17 protein-coding genes are annotated in these 21,769 nt (G+C 72.5%); 15 read left to right on the plus strand and 2 right to left on the minus strand.

Translation table 11 applies throughout. The annotated features are described in order from the left end of the window. The first annotated feature begins 14 nt into the window (after window positions 1-14). From DEJ48_RS34030 to DEJ48_RS34100, 15 genes are read left to right on the plus strand one after another with little or no spacing between them, the layout of a single operon-like run. Complete coding sequence (locus tag DEJ48_RS34030; protein WP_150219974.1) at window positions 15-2,204, plus strand: bi-domain-containing oxidoreductase; 2,190 nt, start codon at window positions 15-17, stop codon at window positions 2,202-2,204. Beyond that, on the plus strand, window positions 2,201-4,159 hold the full coding sequence (locus tag DEJ48_RS34035) for a heparinase II/III family protein (RefSeq protein WP_190537764.1): 1,959 nt from the start codon (window positions 2,201-2,203) through the stop codon (window positions 4,157-4,159). Before DEJ48_RS34030 ends, DEJ48_RS34035 begins: the two co-directional genes overlap by 4 nt. Window positions 4,160-4,167: 8 nt before the next feature. Beyond that, the gene (locus DEJ48_RS34040) at window positions 4,168-5,715 is read left to right on the plus strand and encodes a right-handed parallel beta-helix repeat-containing protein (protein ID WP_150219976.1); all 1,548 of its coding nucleotides are present in this window, start codon (window positions 4,168-4,170) and stop codon (window positions 5,713-5,715) included. 1 nt (window position 5,716) lies between these two features. Then, the gene (locus DEJ48_RS34045; protein ID WP_150219977.1) at window positions 5,717-6,955 is read left to right on the plus strand and encodes an O-antigen ligase domain-containing protein; all 1,239 of its coding nucleotides are present in this window, start codon (window positions 5,717-5,719) and stop codon (window positions 6,953-6,955) included. Window positions 6,956-6,999: 44 nt separating this feature from the next. After that, complete coding sequence (locus DEJ48_RS34050; protein WP_150221560.1) at window positions 7,000-8,277, plus strand: glycosyltransferase; 1,278 nt, start codon at window positions 7,000-7,002, stop codon at window positions 8,275-8,277. After that, on the plus strand, window positions 8,274-9,527 hold the full coding sequence (locus tag DEJ48_RS34055) for a class I SAM-dependent methyltransferase (RefSeq protein WP_150219978.1): 1,254 nt from the start codon (window positions 8,274-8,276) through the stop codon (window positions 9,525-9,527). The genes DEJ48_RS34050 and DEJ48_RS34055 overlap by 4 nt, the downstream gene beginning before the upstream one ends. Continuing rightward, window positions 9,524-10,318, plus strand: coding sequence for a sugar phosphate nucleotidyltransferase (locus DEJ48_RS34060; RefSeq protein ID WP_150219979.1), 795 nt, complete (start codon window positions 9,524-9,526; stop codon window positions 10,316-10,318). The genes DEJ48_RS34055 and DEJ48_RS34060 overlap by 4 nt, the downstream gene beginning before the upstream one ends. After that, entirely contained in the window at window positions 10,315-10,962 is a 648-nt protein-coding gene (locus DEJ48_RS34065; protein ID WP_150219980.1) for a PIG-L deacetylase family protein, read from the plus strand. The genes DEJ48_RS34060 and DEJ48_RS34065 overlap by 4 nt, the downstream gene beginning before the upstream one ends. A 3-nt stretch (window positions 10,963-10,965) precedes the next feature. Further along, window positions 10,966-11,991, plus strand: a complete 1,026-nt coding sequence (locus DEJ48_RS34070) for an NAD-dependent epimerase/dehydratase family protein (protein WP_150219981.1) — start codon at window positions 10,966-10,968, stop codon at window positions 11,989-11,991. Beyond that, the gene (locus DEJ48_RS34075; RefSeq protein WP_411757510.1) at window positions 11,988-13,262 is read left to right on the plus strand and encodes a DUF4910 domain-containing protein; all 1,275 of its coding nucleotides are present in this window, start codon (window positions 11,988-11,990) and stop codon (window positions 13,260-13,262) included. Before DEJ48_RS34070 ends, DEJ48_RS34075 begins: the two co-directional genes overlap by 4 nt. Continuing rightward, a complete protein-coding gene (locus DEJ48_RS34080; protein WP_150219983.1) occupies window positions 13,259-14,566 on the plus strand; it encodes a hypothetical protein in 1,308 nt (435 codons plus the stop codon). Before DEJ48_RS34075 ends, DEJ48_RS34080 begins: the two co-directional genes overlap by 4 nt. Further along, window positions 14,563-15,522 (plus strand): glycosyltransferase family 2 protein, encoded by a 960-nt coding sequence (locus DEJ48_RS34085; RefSeq protein ID WP_150219984.1) that lies wholly within the window; start codon window positions 14,563-14,565, stop codon window positions 15,520-15,522. The genes DEJ48_RS34080 and DEJ48_RS34085 overlap by 4 nt, the downstream gene beginning before the upstream one ends. Then, entirely contained in the window at window positions 15,519-16,748 is a 1,230-nt protein-coding gene (locus DEJ48_RS34090; protein ID WP_150219985.1) for a polysaccharide pyruvyl transferase family protein, read from the plus strand. The genes DEJ48_RS34085 and DEJ48_RS34090 overlap by 4 nt, the downstream gene beginning before the upstream one ends. After that, window positions 16,745-17,296: a dTDP-4-dehydrorhamnose 3,5-epimerase gene (gene rfbC / locus DEJ48_RS34095; protein WP_150219986.1), complete on the plus strand. Its 552-nt coding sequence runs from the start codon at window positions 16,745-16,747 to the stop codon at window positions 17,294-17,296. The genes DEJ48_RS34090 and rfbC overlap by 4 nt, the downstream gene beginning before the upstream one ends. A 7-nt stretch (window positions 17,297-17,303) precedes the next feature. Beyond that, entirely contained in the window at window positions 17,304-18,626 is a 1,323-nt protein-coding gene (locus tag DEJ48_RS34100; protein WP_150219987.1) for a glutamate-1-semialdehyde 2,1-aminomutase, read from the plus strand. Between the two features lie 2 nt (window positions 18,627-18,628). On the opposite strand, the gene DEJ48_RS34105 is transcribed toward DEJ48_RS34100, so the two are convergent. After that, window positions 18,629-19,297 carry a phosphatase PAP2 family protein gene (locus DEJ48_RS34105; protein WP_150221561.1) on the minus strand — a complete coding sequence of 223 codons (669 nt, stop codon included), beginning with the start codon at window positions 19,295-19,297 and terminating at the stop codon, window positions 18,629-18,631. 96 nt (window positions 19,298-19,393) lie between these two features. Next, window positions 19,394-21,763: a SpoIIE family protein phosphatase gene (locus DEJ48_RS34110; protein WP_150219988.1), complete on the minus strand. Its 2,370-nt coding sequence runs from the start codon at window positions 21,761-21,763 to the stop codon at window positions 19,394-19,396. Window positions 21,764-21,769 lie beyond the last annotated feature (6 nt).

Here is a 21,769-nt window from a genome sequence, read left to right on the forward strand (position 1 = left end):
CAAGAGGAGCTCGGGTGAAACAGGTTGTGCAGAACTACAAGAGCGGCGAACTGGCGCTGCTCGACGTGCCGGCACCGGGGTGCAAACCCGGCGGTGTCCTGGTGCGCAGCGCCTTCTCGCTGATCTCCACCGGAACCGAGCTCATGAAGGTGTCCGAGGCCGGCATGTCGATGGTGGGCAAGGCCCGCTCACGGCCGGACCAGGTGGCCAAGGTCATGCAGAGCGTGGCCACCAACGGCGTGCCCGCCACCTACCGCAAGGTGATGGGCAAGCTCGACTCCTACACGCCGCTCGGCTACTCGCTGTGCGGTGTCGTCGAGCAGGTCGGCGACGGGATCGACGACGTGGCCGTCGGCGACCTCGTGGCCTGCGCCGGCAACGAGCACGCGCTGCACGCCGAAGTGAACTGGGTGCCCAGGAACCTCTACACCCCGGTGCCGGACGGCCTCGCGCCCCGGCACGCGGCCTTCGGCACGGTCGGCTCGATCGCGATGCAGGGCGTCCGCCAGGGCGAGCCGCAGCTCGGCGAGGTGGCGCTGGTCATCGGCCTCGGCCTGATCGGGCAGCTGGTCGTGCAGCTCCTCGTCGCGTCGGGCGTCCGCGTCGTCGGGGCCGACCCCGACCCGGCGCGCTGCGCACTCGCCGAGCGGCTCGGCGCCGCGGCCTGCGGCGACCCCGCGTCCGCCGCCGTGGAGGCCGCCGTCGCCGAACTCACCGGCGGCCACGGCGTCGACCAGGTGTATCTGGCCGCGGGCGGCGGCAGCAACCAGCCCGTCGAGCTCGCCGCCCACCTGAGCCGGGACCGCGGCCGGGTCGTCGACATCGGCAAGTGCAGCCTGGACCTGCCGTGGAACGCGTACTACGAGAAAGAGCTCGACGTCCGGTTCTCCCGCAGCTACGGCCCCGGTCGCTACGACCCGTCGTACGAACTGGAGGGCCGCGACTACCCGATCGGTTACGTGCGCTGGACCGAGCGCCGCAACCTGGCGTGCTTCCTCGACCTCGCCGCCCGCGGCAGCGTCGACGTGGAGCCCCTGATCTCCCACATCGCCGACTTCGACGCCGCCGTGGAGACGTACCAGAGCCTGAAGGACGGCGACCTGAAGGCCGTCGCCGTGCTGTTCCGCTACCCCGATCACAAGGGGGAGGAGGGCGAGACGGTCGCTCCGGCGGTGACCGTGCCCGCGGTGCGGCTGAGCGGCGGGGCGTCGGCCCCGGCCCGTGTCACCAAGTCGCCGGTGCGCCTCGCGTTCGTCGGCGCGGGGAACTACGCGACGTCGATGCTGCTGCCGCACCTGACCGGGCGCGACGGTGTCGAGCTGTCGACCGTGGTCACCACGACCGCGCTCTCCGCCGCCAACGCGAAGCGGAAGTTCGGCTTCGCCGAGGCGACCACCGACCTCGACGCCGTGCTCGGAGACAAGTCCATCGACGCGGTGTTCGTCGTCACCCGCCACAGCTCCCACGCCGACCTCACCAAGAAGGCGCTCCACGCGGGCAAGGCGGTCTTCGTCGAGAAGCCCCTGGCCCTCGGCGAGGACGAACTCGCCGACGTCCTGAAGGCCGTGGAGGAGTCCGGCAACGACCGCCTCCAGGTCGGCTTCAACCGCCGGTTCTCCCCGCTGCTTCGCGAGGCCAAGAAGCGGTTCGGCGCCCGGACGGGACCGGCCAGCGTCCGCTACCTGGTCAACGCGGGACGGCTCCAGCACGGTAGCTGGTACCTCCGGCAGGGCAGCGAAGGCACCCGGTTCGCCGGTGAGGGCGGGCACTTCATCGACACGGTGAGCTGGCTGCTCGACGCCGACCCGATATCGGTGTACGCGCTCGCCACCCCCGGCAACGACGACCTCCAGGTCGTCCTGCGCTACCCCGACGGCTCCACCGCCACCATCAGCTACGTGACCTCGGGCCCCGCCAGCCTCCCCAAGGAGACGCTGGACCTGGTCGCCGACGGCAAGGCGCTGCGGCTCGACGACTTCGTCCGCGCCTCCGTGTACGGAAGCAAGCGGTGGGTCAGCTCCCGGCTGCCCAAGGCACGGGACAAGGGGCAGGAGGCCGAACTGGCCGCGTTCGTCAGGGCCGTGCGCACCGGCGGCGCCATGCCGGTGCCGCTGACGTCCTTGGCCGCCACCACGGCGGCCACCCTCGCCGTGCAGACCGGTCTGGCCGGCGGCGCGCCGGTGACGCTGGCGGGCGCCGAATGAGCATGAGCCCAACCTGGTACCTGCGGCGCCTCTCCCGGATGGGGCCGCGGGAGGTCGGCGGCCGCGTCGGCGACGTCGTGCGCAGGCGGCGCTGGCGGTCCGCGCCGCCCGCCTGCCCGCGCCCGGCCGACGCCCGGTTCACCGCCGTGCTGCCCGCGGGGGCGCTCGCCGCCGTGGAGCCGGAGGCCGCGAAGCGGCTCGTCGCCGAGGCGGACCGGCTGATGGCGGGGCACGTCGAGTTCTTCGGCGTGGTCCGCGACGACCTGGTGGACCCGGACTGGTGGTTCGACCCGAAGACCGGGCGCCGCGCCCCGTGGGGCCACGCCTTCGACGTGCCGTACCGCGACGAGGACGCGGTCGGGGACATCAAGCAGATCTGGGAGCCGTCCCGGCACCAGTACCTCACCGTGCTCGCCGCCGCCTACGCGGTCACCGGGGACGAGCGGTACGCGGAGCGGGTCGCCGAGCACCTGCGGTCCTGGTGGGCGGCGAACGCTCCGCTGCGCGGCGTCCACTGGATCAGCGGCATCGAGCTCGGCATCCGCCTCCTTTCGTGGGTGTGGATCCGCAGGCTGCTCGACACCTGGCGGGGCGCGGCCGACCTGTTCGAGAACAACCCGGTGGCGGTCAACCAGATCTGGCACCACCAGCGCTGGCTCGCCGCCTTCCCCAGCCGCGGCTCCTCGGCGAACAACCACGTCATCGCCGAGGCCGCCGGGCAGCTCGCCGCGTCCTGCGCGTTCGCGTGGTTCCCCGCCTCGGCGCGCTGGCGCGACGGCGCGCTGCGGTCCCTCGAACGGAACCTGCGCGGCAACACCTTCCCCTCCGGCCTCAACCGCGAACTGGCGAGCGAGTACCACGGACTCGTCCTGGAACTCGGCCTCGCCGCGGTGGCCGAGGCGGACGCCGCGGGCGTCGCCGTCCCCACGACCGTGCGCCTCGTGCTGCTGCGCATGACCGACGCGCTCGCCGCCGTCGTCGACAACCGGCTGCGGCCGCCCCGCCAGGGCGACGCGGACGACGGGCACGGACTCGTCGTGGACGGCCCGGGCACCGACCGCTGGGCCTCGCTCCTCGCCACCGGGGACGCCGTCTTCGGCCGGCTCGACTGGTGGCCCGAGGTGCCGGAGTCCGACGTGCGCACCCCGCTCCTCGCGGCGCTGCTCCGCCCGTACGCGAAGAACGACAGCCCGCGGCGCGTGACCCGCCCGAGGAGCCGTCCCGCCCACTTCGCCGACGCGGGCATGACCATCCTGCGCGGCCCGGAGAAGATCTGGTGCCGCTGCGACGGCGGCCCGCACGGCTTCCTCTCCATCGCCGCGCACGCCCACGCCGACGCGCTGTCCGTGGAGGTCAGGCACGACGGGGTCGACGTGCTCGCCGACCCGGGCACGTACTGCTACCACGGGCAGCCCGCATGGCGGCAGTACTTCCGCTCCACCCTCGGCCACAACACCCTGCAACTGGACGACGCCGACCAGTCCGTGTCCGGCGGCCCGTTCCTGTGGACCCGGCACGCCCGCACCCGCGTCCTGGTCGCCGACACCTCCGGCCGGAACGTGGCCCGCTGGTGCGCCGAACACGACGGCTACCAGCCCTCCGTACACCGCCGCCGCGTCGAACTGGCGTCGGACGAGCAGGAGGTGCGGATCACCGACGAGGTGCAGGGCGCGCACCGGACCGTGCGCCTGGCGTTCCACCTCGGACCGGCGGTCACCGCGGAGCTCGAGGGGAACCGGGCCGCGCTCACCTGGACCCGCGACGGCGAGGAACGCTCCGCGGTGCTCGAACTGCCCGGCGACCTGAACTGGCGGGCGCACCGCGGCGAGAGCGACCCCCCGCTCGGCTGGTACTCCGCCGGGTTCGGGCGCAAGGAACCCGCCATCACGCTGGTCGGCACTGGATCCGCCGACGGCGTGCGGGGGTTCACCTCCGTACTCAGGTTCCAGGGTTAGGGGGACGCGTGGGGATCAAGTGGCGGCAGTGGGCGCTGCCGGCGGCGCCGCTGGCACTCGCCCTGCTGGCGGTGACCGGCTGCGACAGCTCGTCGAATGAGCCGGGCACGCCCGGCACGTCGGACGCGCGGTCGAAGCCGACCGCCGCGCCGACCGCCTCCGTGGCACGGGTGTGCGCCAAGCCCGCCGCCGGCCCCGAGAAGGCGCCGGCGGGCGCGGTGACGGTAGACCCCGAGGTCGTCGGTGATCTCGCAGAGAAGACGAAGAGCAACCCCGCGAACACCACGTTCTGGCTCAAGCCGGGAAGGCACCGGCTCGAATCGGACCGGTACGCGCAGGTCATGACCAAGAAGGGCAACCGCTACATCGGCGCGCCCGGCGCGGTGCTCGACGGCCGCAAGAAGAACCAGTACGCGTTCAGCGGCACCGCGGCCGACGTCACCATCAGCCACCTCACCGTGGAGCGCTTCGTCGCGCCGCACAACGAGGGCGTCGTCAACCACGACATGGCCGACGGCTGGGTGATCGAGCACGCGAAGATCCAGCACAACTCCGGCGCGGGCCTGATGGCCGGGGCCCGGCAGCAGGTGCGCGACAACTGCCTGCGCGACAACGGGCAGTACGGAATGAACGCGTACAAGACCGGCGACTCGATCAAGGACCTGGTGGTCGAGGGCAACGAGGTCGTGGGCAACAACACCGGCAACTGGGAGCGGCGCCGCCCGGGCTGCGGCTGCACCGGCGGCATCAAGTTCTGGGCCGTCGACGGCGCCGACATCCGCGGCAACTGGGTCCACGACAACCGCGGCGCCGGGCTGTGGGCCGACAACAACAACAACGACTTCCGCATCGAGGGCAACGTCCTCGAAGCCAACGACGGCGCCGCGCTCATGTACGAGACCAGCTACAACGCCGTCATCCGCAACAACACGTTCCGCAAGAACAACTGGGTCGAGGGCCGCAGGAACGCCGACCGCGGGGACGACTTCCCGTACGCGACGATCTACGTCTCCGAGTCCGGCGGCGAACCCCGGATCCACGCCCGCACCGACAAGATCGAGATCTACCGCAACGTGCTGGAGGACAACTGGAACGGCATCACCCTCTGGGAGAACGCCGACCGGTTCTGCAACAGCCCCGCCAACACCTCGACCGGCTACTGCACGCTGCTGGTCAAGGACACCGACAGCTGCAAGCGTCCGGGCATCACCAAGGCCCCGCTGTACGCAGACTGCCGCTGGAAGACCCAGCGCGTGGACATCCACGACAACCGCTTCGACCTCGACCCGTCCGTCGTCGACTGCGGCGACGACTGCGCCCGCATGGCGATCATCTCCAACTACGGCACCTACCCCAAGTGGTCGCCGTACAAGGGCAGGCGGGTCTCCGAGGCGATCACCGAGAAGCAGCGCAACCGCTGGCACGACAACGACTACCGCGGGCCGTGGAACTTCGTCTCGGGCGACCAGACGCGCACGCTCGACTCGGGCCAGTGGCAGGACACCCCGCCCCGCCAGGACGCGGGCAGCACCTTCGTCCGACAGGGCGGTGGCTGAGATGAGCACGGACACCGCGATACGCCCGGCCGGCACGCCGAAGGCCGTCGGCATCGTCTGGGCGCTGCTCGGCCTCAACACGCTGGGCTCCGCCGGGGCGAAGACCATCGTCACCATTCCCCGCTCCCTCATCCAGATGGCCACCATGGGCGCGCTGGTCACCGCGTTCGCGCTGGCCCTCGCGCTCAACCCGCGGCTGCGCATCCGGCCCAGCGCGTTCGTCCTCCTGCTCACCCTGCTGCTCATCCCGAGCGTGCTCTCCAGCGCCAACCTGGAGGTCGGGTACGGCGCGCTGTTCCGCTGCTTCAGGCTCACGCTCTTCGTCGGCACGCTGTGGCTGCTCACCCGCTGGTGGGACGGCAGCCTGACCTTCGTACGCCACCACATCCGGATGTACTTCGTGGCGCTCTGCACGGTCGCCGTCGGCCTCGTCGTCGCGCCGGGCACGGCCATGCCCGAGTACTACGGCGGACGCCTCGTCGGCGCCCTGTGGCCGCTCACCCCGCCGCAGATCGGGCAGTACGCCGCCGTGATCATCGGGCTCACCGTGCTGCTCCTCATCGGCCGCAGGACCACCAAGGGCAGTGGGGCGTTCGTCATCGTGCCCTCGCTCGTCCTGCTCGCCCTGACCCACACCCGTACGGCCACCGTCGGCATGCTCGTCGGGCTGACCCTGGCGATCTGCTCGCTCGTCATGACCAGCGCCGCCGCCCGCCGGTTCTTCGCCTGGACCGTGGCGTGCGTCACCGTCGGCGCGGTGGTGTTCTACTCCGCGATCCAGTCATGGTTCCTGCGCGGCCAGAGCCAGGAGAACTTCTCCAACCTCACCGGCCGGGCCAAGGTCTGGGACGCCCTCCTCTCGGCGCCCCGCACGGCCGGGGAGAAGGTGTTCGGCACGGGCCTCGGCGACAAGTCGTTCGGCGGCCTGCCGATCGACAACAGCTGGCTGGCCGTCTACAACGAACAGGGCCTCACCGGCGTCACCCTCGTGGCGGCGATGCTCCTCGTCCTCGGCGGCGTCGCGCTGCTGCGGCCACCGTCCCTGTCGAGGGCCTGCGCGATCTTCCTGATCAGCTACGTGGGGATCTCCTCGTACACCGAGGCGGGCCTCGGCGACGCCTCGCCCTACCTGCTGCACCTGGGCCTGGCCGCCGCACTCCTCGCGACGCCCGCCACGCCCCCGCCCCTCTCGACGCCCGCAGTTCCCCGACGACACGTCCCGCGATGGGCCCGGAGGTGACCTCAAGCATGCACGCAGGACACGATCTGCACGACACGCACGACTTGCGCGTTCTCGTCGTGCACAACCGCTACTCCTCGGCCCAGCCGAGCGGCGAGAACAGGGTCGTCGACGAGGAAGTGGCGCTGCTGCGCGCGGCAGGCCACCACGTCGACGTCTTCGAGCGGCGCAGCGACGACATCGCCGCACGCTCCCTGCCGAGCAAGGCCGCCGTGCCGCTGCTCGTGCCGTGGAACCCGGCGGTCCGCACCGAGCTCGCCGCCCGGCTCCGCACCGAGCGGCCCGACGTGGTGCACGTCCACAACGTCTTCCCGCTCCTGTCGCCCTCGGTCCTCGCCGCCTGCGCCGACGCAGGCGTGCCCGCCGTCGCCACGCTGCACAACTACACCCAGGTCTGCCCGCCCGGCACCCTGCACCGCGACGGCCGTCCGTGCACCGAATGCGTCGGCTCGAAGATGGCGCTGCCCGCCGTACGGCACGGCTGCTACCGCGACTCCCGTCTCGCGACGGTGCCGCTCGCGCTCAGCCTGACGGTCAACCGGCGGCGGTGGTGGTCCGGCGTGGAGCGGTTCTTCTGCATCTCCGCGGCGCAGCGCGACACCCTGGTGCGGTCCGGCATGCCGGCCGAACGGCTCACGGTCAAGCACAACTTCGTGCCCGACCCGGACGCCCGCAGGACGGGCGACGGCGAGCACGTGCTCTACCTCGGGCGCCTCGCGGAGCCCAAGGGCGTCGGGCTGCTCATGGCCGCCTGGGACGAGGTCGCGGCGAGCGGCGGGGTGGGCGTCCCGCTCGTGATCGCCGGGGCGGGGCCGCTGCAGCGGGAGGTGAGTGCCTGGGCCGAGGGCCGGGACGACGTGCGCTACGTCGGCCTCTGGGACCCGGAGCGGTGCCGGGAGGGCGTCGCGAAGGCGGTCGCCGTGGTGGCTCCCTCGATGGCCATGGAGACGTTCGGCCTGGTCGTCGCGGAGGGGATGGGGGCCGGAGTGCCGGCCGTCGCCGCCGCCCACGGCGCCTTCGTGGAGCTCATCGAGGACGGCGTCACCGGGCTGCTGCACCGGCCCGGCGACGCCACGTCGCTCGCGTCGTGCCTGCGCCGCGTGGCCACCGACCCGGCCGCCAACCGGGAGATGGGACGGGCGGCCCGGCGCCGCTACGAACAGGGGTTCAGCCCGGCCGTGGGCCTGGAGCGCCTGGAGGAGGGGTACCGCTCCGCGATCGCGGGGCGGTCCGGCGACGGGGAAAGCCCGTCGCCGACAGGAAGAGAAAGCACTGGCTCGCGGTGGGGGACACGCGCGAGCAGATATGGGGGGAACCGATGACAGCATGCCGACTCTGTGGCTCGGCGACGCTGGCGAGCGTCGTCGACCTGGGGGCGACCCCGCCGTGCGAGAGCTTCCTCGCCGCGGACCAACTGGATCAGGCCGAGCCCGCGTACCCGCTGCACCTGCGGGTCTGCACCGACTGCTGGCTGGCGCAGATCCCGCCGCTGATCAAGCCGGAGGAGACGTTCACGGAGTACGCGTACTTCTCCTCCTTCTCGACCTCCTGGGTCGAGCACGCCCGCACGTTCGTCGCCGGCGCGGTGGAGCGGGCGGGGCTCGGCGAGGACGCCTTCGTCGTCGAGGTCGCGAGCAACGACGGATACCTCCTGAAGCACGTCGTGGAGCGCGGGATCCGCTGCCTCGGCGTAGAGCCGTCGGTGAACGTCGGCGCCGCCGCACGGGAAGCGGGCGTCCCCACGCTCACCGAGTTCCTCTCCCCGGACACCGGCGCGGCCGTCCGCGCAGAGCACGGCCCGGCCAACCTGGTCGTCGCCAACAACGTGTACGCGCACATCCCCGACGTCGTCGGCTTCACCCAGGGGCTGCGCGCCCTGGTCGCCGACGACGGCTGGGTCTCCATCGAGGTGCAGCACCTGCTGACCCTCATCGAGGAGAACCAGTACGACACGATCTACCACGAGCACTTCCAGTACTACACCGTCGCGTCCGCGATCCGCGCCCTCGCCAGCGGCGGACTCGCCCTCGTCGACGTCGAGCTGCTGCCCACCCACGGCGGCTCCATCCGCCTGTGGGCCCGCCCCGCCGAGGTGGCGGGCGAGCCGTCACAGCGCGTGGCCGACGTACTGGCCCGCGAGAAAGCGGCCGGGCTCCAGGAGCTCTCCGGGTACACCGAGTTCTCCGCCCGCGTGGCCAAGGTCCGCCGCGACCTCCTCAAGTTCCTCATCGAGGCGGCCGAACGCGGCGAGACCGTCGTCGGCTACGGCGCACCCGGCAAGGGCAACACCCTGCTCAACCACTGCGGGATCCGCCCCGACCTGCTCGCGTACACGGTCGACCGCAACCCGTACAAGCACGGCAGGTTCACCCCCGGCACCCGCATCCCGATCCTGGCGCCCGAACAGATCGCCGCCGACAAACCCGACTACGTCCTCGTCCTGCCGTGGAACCTGCGGGCCGAACTGGCCGAGCAGCTCGCGTACGTCCACGAGTGGGGCGGCCGTCTCGTCTTCCCCATCCCCGAACTGAGCATCGTCGAGGCCGCGTCCTCGAAGGAGGTCACAGCATGAAGGTCGTACTCTTCTGCGGCGGCTACGGCATGCGGATGCGCAACGGGGCCTCCGACGACGTGCCGAAGCCCATGGCGATGGTCGGCCCGCGCCCGCTGATCTGGCACGTCATGCGCTACTACGCGCACTTCGGGCACAAGGAGTTCATCCTCTGCCTCGGCTACGGCGCCCACCACATCAAGGACTTCTTCCTCAACTACGAGGAGACGACGTCCAACGACTTCGTGCTGCGGGGCGGCCGGACCGAGCTGCTCTCCACCGACATAGCCGACTGGACGATCACGTTCGCCCAGACCGGCATCGAGTCGCCGATCGGTGAACGCCTGCGCCGGGTCCGCCACCACCTGGGCGGCGACGAGATGTTCCTCGCCAACTACGCCGACGTCCTCACCGACGCCCCGCTGCCGGAGATGATCGACAAGTTCTCCCGGCGCGACGCGGGCGCGTCGATGATGGTCGTGCCGCCGCAGTCCTCGTTCCACTGCGTGGAGCTCGGCGACGACGGCCTGGTCGGCGGCATCACCCCGGTGAGCGAACTGCCCATGTGGGAGAACGGCGGCTACTTCGTGCTCCGCCAGGAAGTCTTCGACCACATACCGGAGAACGGCGACCTGGTCGCCGACGGCTGCGCCCAGCTCGCCAAGAGCGGCCGCCTCGTGGCGCACCAGCACCGCGGCTTCTGGAAGCCCACCGACACCGTCAAGGAGCGGGCCGCGCTCGACGACGCCTACACCCGCGGCGACCGCCCGTGGGCCGTGTGGGAGCGCGACAACGTCGGGGTGGGCGCGTGATCAGGCTCGGGGCGGGCCCCCTGGAACGCGTCGTGGCGGTGGGCGCGCACTGCGACGACATCGCCATCGGGGCGGGCGGCACGCTCCTCACGATGTGCGCGGCACGGCCGGGCCTGCGCGTCGACGCGCTGGTGCTCTCCGGCGGCGGCAGCGAACGGGAGCAGGAGGAGCTGGCCGCGCTCGCCGCCTTCTGCCCCGGCGCCGAACTCGCCGTCACCGTGCTCAAGCTGCCCGACGGCCGGATGCCCGTGCACTGGGACGAGGCCAAGGCCGCCGTCGAGGAGCTGCGCGCACGCACCGAACCCGACCTGGTCCTCGCCCCGCGCACCGACGACGCCCACCAGGACCACCGCGGCCTCGCACAGCTGATCCCCACCGCGTTCCGCGACCACCTCGTACTCGGCTACGAGATCGTCAAGTGGGACGGCGACCTCGGCCGCCCCACCGCGTACCAGCCGCTGTCACCGGAGACCGCCGAGGAGAAGGTACGGCTCCTCCAGGAGCACTACCCCTCACAACGGCACCGGCCCTGGTACGACCGCGAGGCCTTCCTCGGCCTCGCCCGGATCCGCGGAATCGAATGCCACGCGCGCTACGCCGAGGCGTTCGCCGTCACCAAACTCGCTCTCAAGCTGGGGGATTGAACCTTGCGCGTACTGCTCACCGGACACCAGGGCTACCTGGGCACCGTGATGGCCCCGGTGCTCACCGCCGCCGGACACGACGTCGTCGGCCTGGACTCCGGCCTGTTCGCCGACTGCGTCCTCGGCCCGCGCCCCGCGGACCCGCCCGGGCCGCGCGTCGACCTGCGCGACGTCACGCCCGACCACCTGACCGGCATCGACGCCGTGATCCACTTGGCCGCGCTCTCCAACGACCCGCTGGGCGCGCTCGCACCGGACCTCACGTACGACATCAACCACCACGCGTCCGTGCGCCTCGCCCGGCTGGCCCGCGAGGCCGGAGTGCGACGCTTCCTGTACGCCTCCACCTGCTCCGTCTACGGCGCCGCGGGCGGCGGCGAACTGGTCGCCGAGGACGCTCCGCTGCGGCCCGTGACGCCGTACGCGGAGTCCAAGGTGCGGGTCGAGGACGACCTGCACGCCCTCGCCGACGACGACTTCAGCCCGGTGTACATGCGCAACGCCACCGCCTTCGGCTACTCGCCGCGACTGCGCGCCGACATCGTCCTGAACAACCTGGTCGGCCACGCCCTCCTGTCCGGCGAGGTCCTCGTCCTCTCCGACGGCACGCCCTGGCGCCCGCTCGTCCACGCCGCCGACATCGCACGGGCCTTCACCGCCGCGCTCACCGCGCCGCGCGACGCCGTGCACGACCTGGCGTTCAACATCGGCAGCGAGACCAACAACGTCACGGTCGCCGAGATCGCCGAACAGGTCGCCGAGGCCGTGTCCGGCGCGAAGGTGCGGATCACCGGCGAGAACGGCGCCGACCCCCGCTCCTACCGCGTCGACTTCTCCCGGTTCCGCGCCGCGATCCCCGGCTTCGAGTGCGAGTGGACGGTTCTGCGCGGCGCTCTCGAACTCGCCGACGCCTACCGCAAGCACGGCCTGACCCGCGAGGACTTCGAGCAGCGCTTCACCCGCCTCGCCGTGCTGCGCGCGGCGTCCGACGCCGGCACCGTCGACGACACCCTGCGGTGGCGCCGATGACCGAGACCGGCAGGCGGATGCACGCGCTGGTGGAGCGGCTCTACCCGCTCTGCCGGAGCATCACGGGCGACGGCGTGCGCGCCACCCTGCAGATCGTCGACGAGTACGTCCCGCTCACCGTGCACGAGGTGCCGACCGGGACGCAGGTGCTCGACTGGACGGTGCCGCAGGAGTGGAACATCCGGGACGCGTACGTCGCCGACTCCACGGGCCGCAGGGTCGTCGACTTCGCCGCGTCCAGCCTGCACGTGCTCGGCTACAGCGTGCCGGTCGCGGCGACCGTGCCGCTCGCCGAGCTGCGCGAGCATCTGCACACCCTGCCGGACCATCCGAGCTGGGTGCCGTACCGCACCAGTTACTACAAGCCGGAGTGGGGTTTCTGCCTCTCCCAGGAGACCCTGGACGCGCTGCCGGACGGCGACTACGAGGTGCGCATCGACTCCACGCTCGCCGACGGCCACCTCACCTACGCCGAGCACGTCGTCCCCGGGCAGGTCGCCGACGAGGTGATCGTCTCCTGCCACGTCTGCCACCCGTCGCTGGCCAACGACAACCTGGCAGGCATCGCGGTGGCGACGTTCCTCGCCCGGGCGCTGGCCGAGGAGAACCCGTACTACACCTACAGGTTCATCTTCGCGCCCGGCACCGTCGGCGCGATCACCTGGCTGGCGCGGAACGCCGAGCGGATCGAACAGGTCAAGCACGGGCTCGTGCTGGCCTGCGCGGGCGACTCGGGGCGGCTCACGTACAAGCAGAGCAGGCGCGGCGACGCGGAGATCGACCGGGTGCTGCGGCACGTCCTCAACGTCTCCGAACGCCCGCACCGCATCGCCGAGTTCACGCCGTACGGCTACGACGAGCGGCAGTACTGCTCGCCCGGGTTCGACCTCGGCGTGGGCTCCCTCAGCCGCACCCCGTACGCCGGATACCCCGAGTACCACACCTCGGCGGACAACCCCGACTTCGTCTCCCCGGAGGCGATGGCGGACACCCTGTCCGTCTGCCGCGAGGCGTTCGGCATCCTCGACCGCAACCGGACGTACCAGAACCTGAGCCCCTACGGAGAACCGCAGTTGGGGCGCCGCGGGCTCTACGACGCGCTCGGCGGCCGCAGCGACACCAAGCAGGCCCAGATGGCCATGCTCTGGGTGCTCAACCTCTCCGACGGCGACCACAGCCTGCTCGACGTCGCCGAACGGTCCGGGCTGCCGTTCGACGCCGTCGCCGTCGCGGCCGACGCCCTGCACGGCGCAGGGCTGCTCAAGGCATGACGCCGATGACCACCGAGGGGGAGAAGACGACACCGGCCGAGCCCGCCGGGCCGAGCGCCAGGCGGGGTGTCATCGGCAGGCTGTCCTGGGGCCTCGCCGACCAGGCGGCCTCCAGCATGAGCAACTTCGCCGTGGGCGTCTACGTGGCCCGCTCCCTCGGGGTGACCGCGTTCGGCGTGTTCAGCCTGGCCTGGGTGACCTACGGCGTGGTGCTCAACGTCTCCCGCGGCCTGGCCACCGACCCACTCGTGGTCCGTTTCAGCGGCGTGCCGGAGAAGGCGTGGCGGACGGCGGCGGCCCGGGCGTCGGGCACCGCGCTCGGCACCGGCCTCGCCCTCGGCGCGACGTCCGTGGTCGTCGGCCTCGCCGTCGGCGGCCGTGTCGGCTCCGCGTTCGCCTGCCTCGGCGTCGTCCTGCCGGGGCTGCTCCTCCAGGACGCGTGGCGATTCGCGTTCTTCGCCGCGGGCGCCGGCCGCAAGGCGTTCGTCAACGACATCGTGTGGGGCGTCGCACTCGTGCCCGCCCTGCTGGTCGCGGCGCACATCGGCAGCGTGGGGGCGTTCGTCATCGCCTGGGGCGGATCCGCCGCGGTGGCCGGGGCGTACGGCTGCTTCCAGTCCGGCATCCGGCCCCGGGTGACCGGCGCGCGCGCATGGCTGCGCGCGCACCGCGACCTCGGCACCCGGTACCTCGTCGAGAACGTCAGCAACAGCGGCGCGAGCCAACTGCGGGCGTACGGACTCGGCGTCATCGTCGGCGTCGGCGCGGTCGGCGTCATCCGGGGCGCCGAACTCCTGCTCGGCCCCTTCATGGCCGTCCTGATGGGGCTCTCCCTGGTCACCGTCGCCGAGGCGGCACGGGTCCTGCGCAGGGCCCCGCACCGCCTCGGCCAGTTCTGCCTCGTCCTCGGCGGCGGGCAGGCCGCCGCCGCGCTGCTCTGGGGCGGGGCGCTGCTCCTCGTACCCGACCGGGCCGGGGAACTCGTGCTCGGCGACGTATGGGGCGCCGCGTCCGAGCTCATCGTGCCGGTCACGCTCGGCGTCGTCGGCGCGGGACTCGGCACCGGCGCCGCGGCCGGACTCCGCGCGCTCGGCGCGGCCCGGCGCAGCCTGCGCAGCCAGCTGTTCGCCTCCGCCTGCTACGTCGCGGGCGGACTCGGCGGGGCGGCGGCCGGCGGCACGGTCGGCTCGGCCTGGGGCGTCGCCGCCGCGACCGTCTGCGGCTCGGCCGTGTGGTGGCTGCACCTCCGGTGGGCCCTGCGCGAGCACCACCAGAACACCCTTCGCGAAGTGAGGACCACATGACTGCAACTCGGGGCAGCAACCCGCGGCTGAGCATCGGCCTGCCCGTGTACAACGGCGAGGAGTACCTCGCCGAGTCCCTCGACGCCCTGCTCGGCCAGACCTACGAGGACTTCGAGCTGGTCATCTCGGACAACGCGTCGGCCGACGGGACCCAGGACATCTGCCGCAAGTACGCCGCGCGGGACTCCCGCATCCGCTACATCCGGCTCACCCGCAACATCGGCGCCGCACCGAACCACAACTACGTGTTCACCGAGTGCCGCGGCGAACTCTTCAAGTGGGCCTCGCACGACGACCTGTACGCCAGGGACCTCCTGCGGCGCTGCGTGGAGGCCCTCGACGAGCGGCCGCACGTGATCCTCGCCCACGCCGACCAGGCCGTCATCGACGGCGACGGCAAGGTCAAGGTCCCCTACGAGTACACGCTCGCCACCGACTCGCCGCGCGCGCCCGAGCGCTTCCGCAGCATGCTGTTCGAGCCCGGCGGCGACGACTTCTACGGCGTGATGCGGGCCGACGTCCTGCGCCGCGTGAAACCGCACGACAGCTACCACCACGCGGACCGCACCTTCGTCGCCGAGATCGGCCTGCACGGCCCCTTCCACCAGGTGCCCGAACTCCTCTACTTCCGCCGCGACCACCCCACCCGCGCCGAACGCGCCAACCCCTCCAAGCGCTCCCGGTGCGTCAACCTGGACCCGAGGCGCGCAGGGCTGCTGCACCCCACGCCCCGTCTCCTCGCCGAGTACGTCGCCGGGTTCGTCTCGGCGATCCGGCGGGCACCGCTCTCCGCGGCCGACCGGCGCGCCTGCTACGGCCACCTGGCCGCCTGGATGACCAGCCGGGCCCGCCCCGGCGCCGGTGAACGCGTCGAGGACCGCGCCCCCGTCGACCCCGCCGAGTCCGCCGTCTCCGTCGACGCCCTCGTGGCCGGACGTGAGGGGCGGGGGGCATGAAGACCGCCTCACGGGTGGGCGTGTTCGGCCTGCTCGGCTCCGGCAACCTCGGCAACGACGGATCGCTCGAAGCCGTGCTCGGGTACCTGCGCGCCGAGCACCCCGACGCGGCCGTGGACGCGCTCTGCGGCGGACCCGAGGTCGTCACGGCCCGGTACGGGATTCCCGCCACCCGGCTGCACTGGAACCGCGGGGAGTACCGCACCGCGTCACGCGTGGGCGCGATCGCCACGAAGGGCGTCGGCAAGCTCGTCGACGTGGCCCGCACCGCCGCCTGGGTGCGCAGGCACGACGTGGTGATCGTGCCGGGCATGGGCGTCCTGGAGGCCACGCTGCCGCTGCGGCCGTGGGGCTTCCCGTACTCGCTGTTCCTGCTCTGCGCGAGCGGCAGGATCTTCCGCACCCGGATCGCGCTCGTCGGCGTCGGCGCCGCCCCCATCCGCGACCGGGCGACCAGGGCCCTGGTGCGCCGCTCGGCGCGCCTCGCCGCCTACCGGTCCTACCGTGACGACCTGTCCCGCGACGCGATGCGCGCCATGGGCGTGGACACGGCGCCCGACGAGGTCTACCCGGACCTCGCCTTCGCCCTGCCGACCCCGCCGCCGGGCACCACGAACGGCACGGTCTGCGTCGGCGTCATGGACTTCCACGGCGGCAACGACGACCGTGCGCGGGCCGAGGAGATCCACCGGCGCTACCTCGAAGGGACCACCCGGTTCGTCCGTGCGCTGGTCGACGAGGGCAGGCCGGTCCGGCTGCTCACCGGCGACGCCTGCGACGCGTCGGTGGTCGAAGCGATCATCGACGCGGTGGACTCACCGCTGGTCACCGCCGCCGAGACGGCCTCGCTCGCCGACCTGATGGAGGAGATGGCGGCCGCCGACTCCGTCGTGGCGACCAGGTACCACAACCTGGTCTGCGCACTGAAGGCAGGCACTCCGACACTCGCCCTCAGCTACGCGGCCAAGAGCGACGCGCTCATGGAACGCATGGGCCTCGCCGCCCACTGCCACCCGGCCCGCGAGGTCGACACCGACCGGCTCCTCGAACAGTTCCGTGCGCTGGAGAAGCAGTCGGTGGAACTGCGCCGCACGCTCGCCGACCGGAACCGGACCGCCGCGCGTCAACTCCGAGACCAGTTTGACGCGTTGACAGCGGCCCTGTTCCCCGGTGCCCGCACCTCTTCGACCCACACAGACGCCCACGCCCTGCGGGAGACACCGTGAAAGCCATCCAAGTCCCCGAGATCGACGGCGCGTTCCTCTTCGAGCCGACGCCGTACGCCGACGAACGCGGCTTCTTCAGCCGCACCTTCGACGCCGACGTGGTCCGCTCCGTGGGCCTCGACCCGCACGCCTTCGTCCAGGACAGCCTGTCCCGCTCGGCACGCGGCGTGCTGCGCGGGATGCACCTGCGCTCCGGCGCGGGCGAGGCCAAGCTCGTGCGGTGCTCGTACGGAAAGATCTTCGACGTCGTCGTGGACCTGCGGAAAGACTCGCCGACGTACCTGGGCCGGGCCTTCTTCGAGCTGTCCGACGAGACACAGCTGACCCTGTACATCCCCGCGGGGTGCGCGCACGGCTTCCAGGCGCTGACCGGGACCGCCGACACCTCGTACCGCATCAACCGCCCGCACGACCCGGCCGAGGACGTCACCATCGCCTTCGACGACCCCGAGCTCGCCATCCCGTGGCCGCTGCCGCCCGCGATGATGTCCCGGCGGGACCGCGAGGCGCCGAGCCTCGCCGAGGTACTGAAGCAGAAAGAGAGCTGAACGCACCGTGGACCACGAAGAGTTCTCCCTGCCCCGGTCGCGGGCCGCGAACGAACGACTGCACGCCATGATCCCCGGCGGCGCCCACACGTACGCCAAGGGCGACGACCAGTACCCCGAGGGCCTGGCCCCGGTCATCAGCCACGGCAGGGGCGCCCACGTGTGGGACGTCGACGGCAACCGCTACATCGAGTACGGCTCCGGCCTGCGGTCGGTCAGCCTCGGCCACGCCCACCCCCGCGTCACCGAGGCGGTGCGGCGCGAGATCGACCGCGGCAGCAACTTCGTCCGGCCGTCCGTCGTCGAGGCCGACGCCGCCGAACGCTTCCTCGCGACCGTGCCGACCGCCGAGATGGTGAAGTTCGCGAAGAACGGCTCCGACGCGACCACCGCCGCCGTGCGCCTCGCCCGCGCCGTCACCGGGCGGCAGCGGGTGGCGGTCTGCGGCGACCACCCGTTCTTCTCCGTCGACGACTGGTTCATCGGCACCACCCCGATGTCCGCCGGCATCCCCGAGTCGACCAGCGCGCTCACGGTCGCGTTCCCGTACGGGGACCTGGCCGCCACCGACGACCTGCTCACCCGGTACCGGGACGAGGTCGCCTGCCTGATCCTCGAACCCGCCCACACCGAGCCCCCGCCCGGCTACCTCGCCGGACTGCGCGACCTGGCCGACCGGCACGGCTGCGTCCTCGTCTTCGACGAGATGATCACCGGCTTCCGCTGGTCCGAGGCGGGCGCCCAGGGCCTCTACGGCGTCACCCCCGACCTGTCCACCTTCGGCAAGGCGCTGGGCAACGGGTTCGCCGTCTCCGCGCTGGCCGGGCGCCGCGCGCTGATGGAACGGGGCGGCCTGCGCCACGGTGACGAGCGCGTGTTCCTGCTGTCCACCACGCACGGCGCGGAGACGCACTCCCTCGCCGCCGCCATGGCGGTGCAGACCGTGTACACGGAGGAGGGCATCACCGCGCGGCTGCACGCCCTCGGCGAGCGGCTGGCCGCCGGGGTGCGGGACGCCGCGGCGAGCATGGGCGTCGACGACCACGTCGTCGTCCGCGGCCGGGCCAGCAACCTGGTCTTCGCGACGCTCGACGCGGACGGGCAGCCCTCGCAGCAGTACCGCACCCTGTTCCTGCGCCGCCTCCTCGCGGGCGGGGTGCTCGCCCCGTCGTTCGTGGTGAGCAGCGCGCTCGACGAGGCGGACATCGACCGCACCGTGGACGTGGTGGCCCAGGCCTGCGCGGTCTACCGGAAGGCGCTGGACGCGGGCGACCCCACGCCCTGGCTGGCCGGGCGGCCGGTGAAGCCGGTCTTCCGCCGCCTGGCGTGACGTCAGGAGCGGTCGGAGCGGCGGGAGTCCGCGGCCCGGTCGACCGCCCACGCGGTCAACGGCACCACCGTCAGGGCCGTGCACCAGCCGCCCAGCACATCGGTCGGGTAGTGCGCGCTCAGCGCCACTTGCGCCCAGCCCATGACGGCGCCCGCCACCAGTGCCGCACCGAGCACGAGTGACAGGCCGGCCGCCCTGCCGAGGCCGAGCCGGCCGGTCGCGATGAGCGCCACCGCGACCGCGAGCGCGGTGGCGAACGCGGTGTGCCCGCTCGGGTAGGACAGGTTGTCGGCGCCGTGAATGGTGCGCCCCACCACGGACTTGACGAGCGTCGTCGCCACCACGGCCAGCGCGGCGCCGACGACCACGAGCACCGCCCCGCGCCGGTGCCGCAGCAGCAGACAGCCCGCCACCGCTGCCACGACCAGCAGCGCGGCCCCGGCGGGCTCGCCCCAGAAGTCCGTGGCCAGGGCGACGTTCCGCCACGTCCCGCGCACACTGTCCGCCGTCGGGTCGATGAACCACCTGTCGGCCCGGCCGGCCTCGCTGTGTCCCGCGTACTGGATTCCGATGACGACGGCCGTCAGCGCGGCGAGGACCGCGATCAGCCCGAGCCACGCGCGCAGCGCGGCGGGCAGCACGGCGGAAGCGGTGGTCGGGCGGCCGGTCACCGGCTCTTCCGTGGCAAGGCGTTCCACCTTCCCCTCCCGTCAGGGCCGTTGACGCCGCTCTGCACGCAAGCCTAACCAACGTTCGCCACACATCGGTCAGTTCGAGGCGGGAAAGGACTGTTCGGTCCAGATGGTCTTGCCGGAGCGGCTGTACCGCGTGCCCCACCTCTGGACGAGCTGCGCGACGATGAGCAGACCGCGACCGCCCTCGTCCTCCTCGGTGCTGTGGCGCAGGTGCGGCGAGGTGTGACCGGGGTCGGCGACCTCGCACAGGAGGGTGCGGTCCCGGATGAGGCGTACCTGAATGGGACCTCCGGCGTACCGGACCGCGTTGGTCACCAGCTCGCTGACCACGAGTTCGGTGGCGAACGACAGCTCTTCGAGACCCCACGCGTGCAGCTGCCGGGTGGCCAGCTCCCGGGCCCGCCCCGGGGCCACCGCCTCCGCGGGCAGCTCCCATTCGCTGACCTGAGAGGCGTCGAGCTCGCGGGTGCGGACCAGCAGCAGCGCGGTGTCGTCGGCCGTCGGACCGCTCGGCAGGAGCTCCGCCACGGCCCGGTCGCAGAGCTCTTCGAGCGACGCGCCCCGTTCGCCGAGTACGCGCCCCAGTGTGTCGAGCCCGTGGTCGATGTCGCGGTCACGGGCCTCGACCAGGCCGTCGGTGAACAGGGCCAGCAGGCTGCCCACCGGCAGCTCGATCTCCATCGACTCGAACGGCAGGCCGCCGAGGCCCAGCGGCGGCCCGGCCGGCAGCTCGGGGAAGGAGACCCGGCCGTCCGGGTCGACGACCGCGGGCGGCAGGTGCCCGGCCCTCGCCATGACGCAGCGCCGCGAGACCGGGTCGTAGACCGCGTAGAGACAGGTCGCCCCGGTCGTCACGTCGGCGTAGGCCGCGCCGGCCGCCCACGCACCGCCCCACTGCTCCTCCGCCGACTGCGCCACCAGGTCGTCGAGCCGCGCCAGCACCTCCACGGGATCCATGTCCAGCTGGGCGAAGGCCCGCACGGTCGTGCGCAGCCGCCCCATGGTGGCCGCCGCCTGCAGCCCATGGCCGACGACGTCCCCGACCACGAGCCCGACCCGGGTGCCGGACAGCGGGATGACGTCGAACCAGTCGCCGCCGACCCCCGTCACGTCGTCCGTGGGCAGATAGCGGTGGGCGAGGTCGACGGCCGACTGCTCGGGCAGCTGCTGGGGCAGCAGCTGCCGCTGGAGGGCGAGGGAGGCGGTGCGCTCCCGGGCGAAGCGGCGGGCGTTGTCGAGGGACACGGCGGTACGGGCCACCAGCTCGTCGGCGAGCGCCACCTCACCGCTGTCGAAGGCGGCCGCGCCCGCGCCGCGCAGGAACGTGACGAGGCCGAGGACGCTGTTCCCGGCCCGCAGCGGCACGACCAGCTCCGACTCGTCGAGCACGAGACCGCCGGAGGAGAGGCTGCGGTCCTGGGGCGAGCCGGGGGGATACCGCACGGGGGAAGGGGTGCTGGACCCGCTGGCGCGGTCGGCCCGGTCGCCGGGGCAGCAGCGTGCGACCCGTACCAGCGACGCCGCCGCCGCGCCGCTGGTGGCAGGCACCTCGCCCTCCAGGACCGCCTGCGCCAGGTCGACGGTGACCTCGGCGGCGAACTCGGGCACCGCCACCTCGGTGATCTTCTCGGCGGTGACCCGCACGTCGAGGGCGCCCCCGACCCCGCGGCCCGCCTCGACGAGCAGGGCGAGGCGCCGCTGGGCCTTGTAGCGGTCGGAGATGTCGAAGGCGTCCTCGCAGACGCCGATCACGCGTCCGTCGGCGTCCTGGAGCCGGTAGTAGGCGCAGGACCAGAGGTGTTCCGTGTCCGGGTCGCTGGGCGGGCGGCCCTGGAAGTGCAGGTCCAGGAAGGGCTCGCCGGTGTCGAGCACGTGCCGCATGACCGCTTCGAGGGTCGGCGGATGCCCCTTCGTCACGAACTTCCCGTCGGAGTACAGCTCGTCGGCCCGCATGCCGCGGAACTGGGCGAACGGGCGCCCTATCTCCCGCTCGTACGCCGTGTTGCACCAGGTCAGACGCAGGTCGGTGTCGTAGATGCCGAGGCCCACGGGGGACTGGGTGGCCAGCCCGTGCAGCAGAGCGAGGCGCGCCTCCCACTCCCGGAGGGCCTTGAGCTCGGTGGCGACGAGCACGCGGACGGCCGGTCCCGCTCCCGGCAGCGTGCACACGGCGGTGGCGACGACCACCTCGTGCCCGTCACGGTGGCGGGCGACGCGGATCTCGTTCCCCTGGAACTGGAGCGGGGGACCGGAGGACGTCGCGCCCGGCGCCAGGAACGTGGAGACCGGCCGCCCGACGACGTCGTGCGCACCGTAGCCGAGGAGCCTCTCGGCGGCCGGACTCCACCCGATGACGATGTCCTGGGCGTCGATGACCGCCGTGGCCGCCCTGGTGACGTCGAGGGGACCACGGAAGTCGGCCTGCTCACGCCCTGCCGTCATGGCGCC

The sequence above is a fragment of the Streptomyces venezuelae genome, from assembly GCF_008642315.1.
GTDB classification, from domain to species: domain Bacteria; phylum Actinomycetota; class Actinomycetes; order Streptomycetales; family Streptomycetaceae; genus Streptomyces; species Streptomyces venezuelae_D.

Excerpts from the sequence above, each read along its gene's own strand:
- DEJ48_RS34035 (WP_190537764.1), top strand. The coding sequence starts at position 2,201 with ATGAGCATGAGCCCAACCTGGTACCTGCGGCGCCTCTCCCGGATGGGG.
- DEJ48_RS34045 (WP_150219977.1), top strand. The coding sequence starts at position 5,717 with ATGAGCACGGACACCGCGATACGCCCGGCCGGCACGCCGAAGGCCGTC.
- DEJ48_RS34055 (WP_150219978.1), top strand. The coding sequence starts at position 8,274 with ATGACAGCATGCCGACTCTGTGGCTCGGCGACGCTGGCGAGCGTCGTC.
- DEJ48_RS34060 (WP_150219979.1), top strand. The coding sequence starts at position 9,524 with ATGAAGGTCGTACTCTTCTGCGGCGGCTACGGCATGCGGATGCGCAAC.
- DEJ48_RS34075 (WP_411757510.1), top strand. The coding sequence starts at position 11,988 with ATGACCGAGACCGGCAGGCGGATGCACGCGCTGGTGGAGCGGCTCTAC.
- DEJ48_RS34080 (WP_150219983.1), top strand. The coding sequence starts at position 13,259 with ATGACGCCGATGACCACCGAGGGGGAGAAGACGACACCGGCCGAGCCC.
- DEJ48_RS34085 (WP_150219984.1), top strand. The coding sequence starts at position 14,563 with ATGACTGCAACTCGGGGCAGCAACCCGCGGCTGAGCATCGGCCTGCCC.
- DEJ48_RS34090 (WP_150219985.1), top strand. The coding sequence starts at position 15,519 with ATGAAGACCGCCTCACGGGTGGGCGTGTTCGGCCTGCTCGGCTCCGGC.
- DEJ48_RS34110 (WP_150219988.1), bottom strand. The coding sequence starts at position 21,763 with ATGACGGCAGGGCGTGAGCAGGCCGACTTCCGTGGTCCCCTCGACGTC.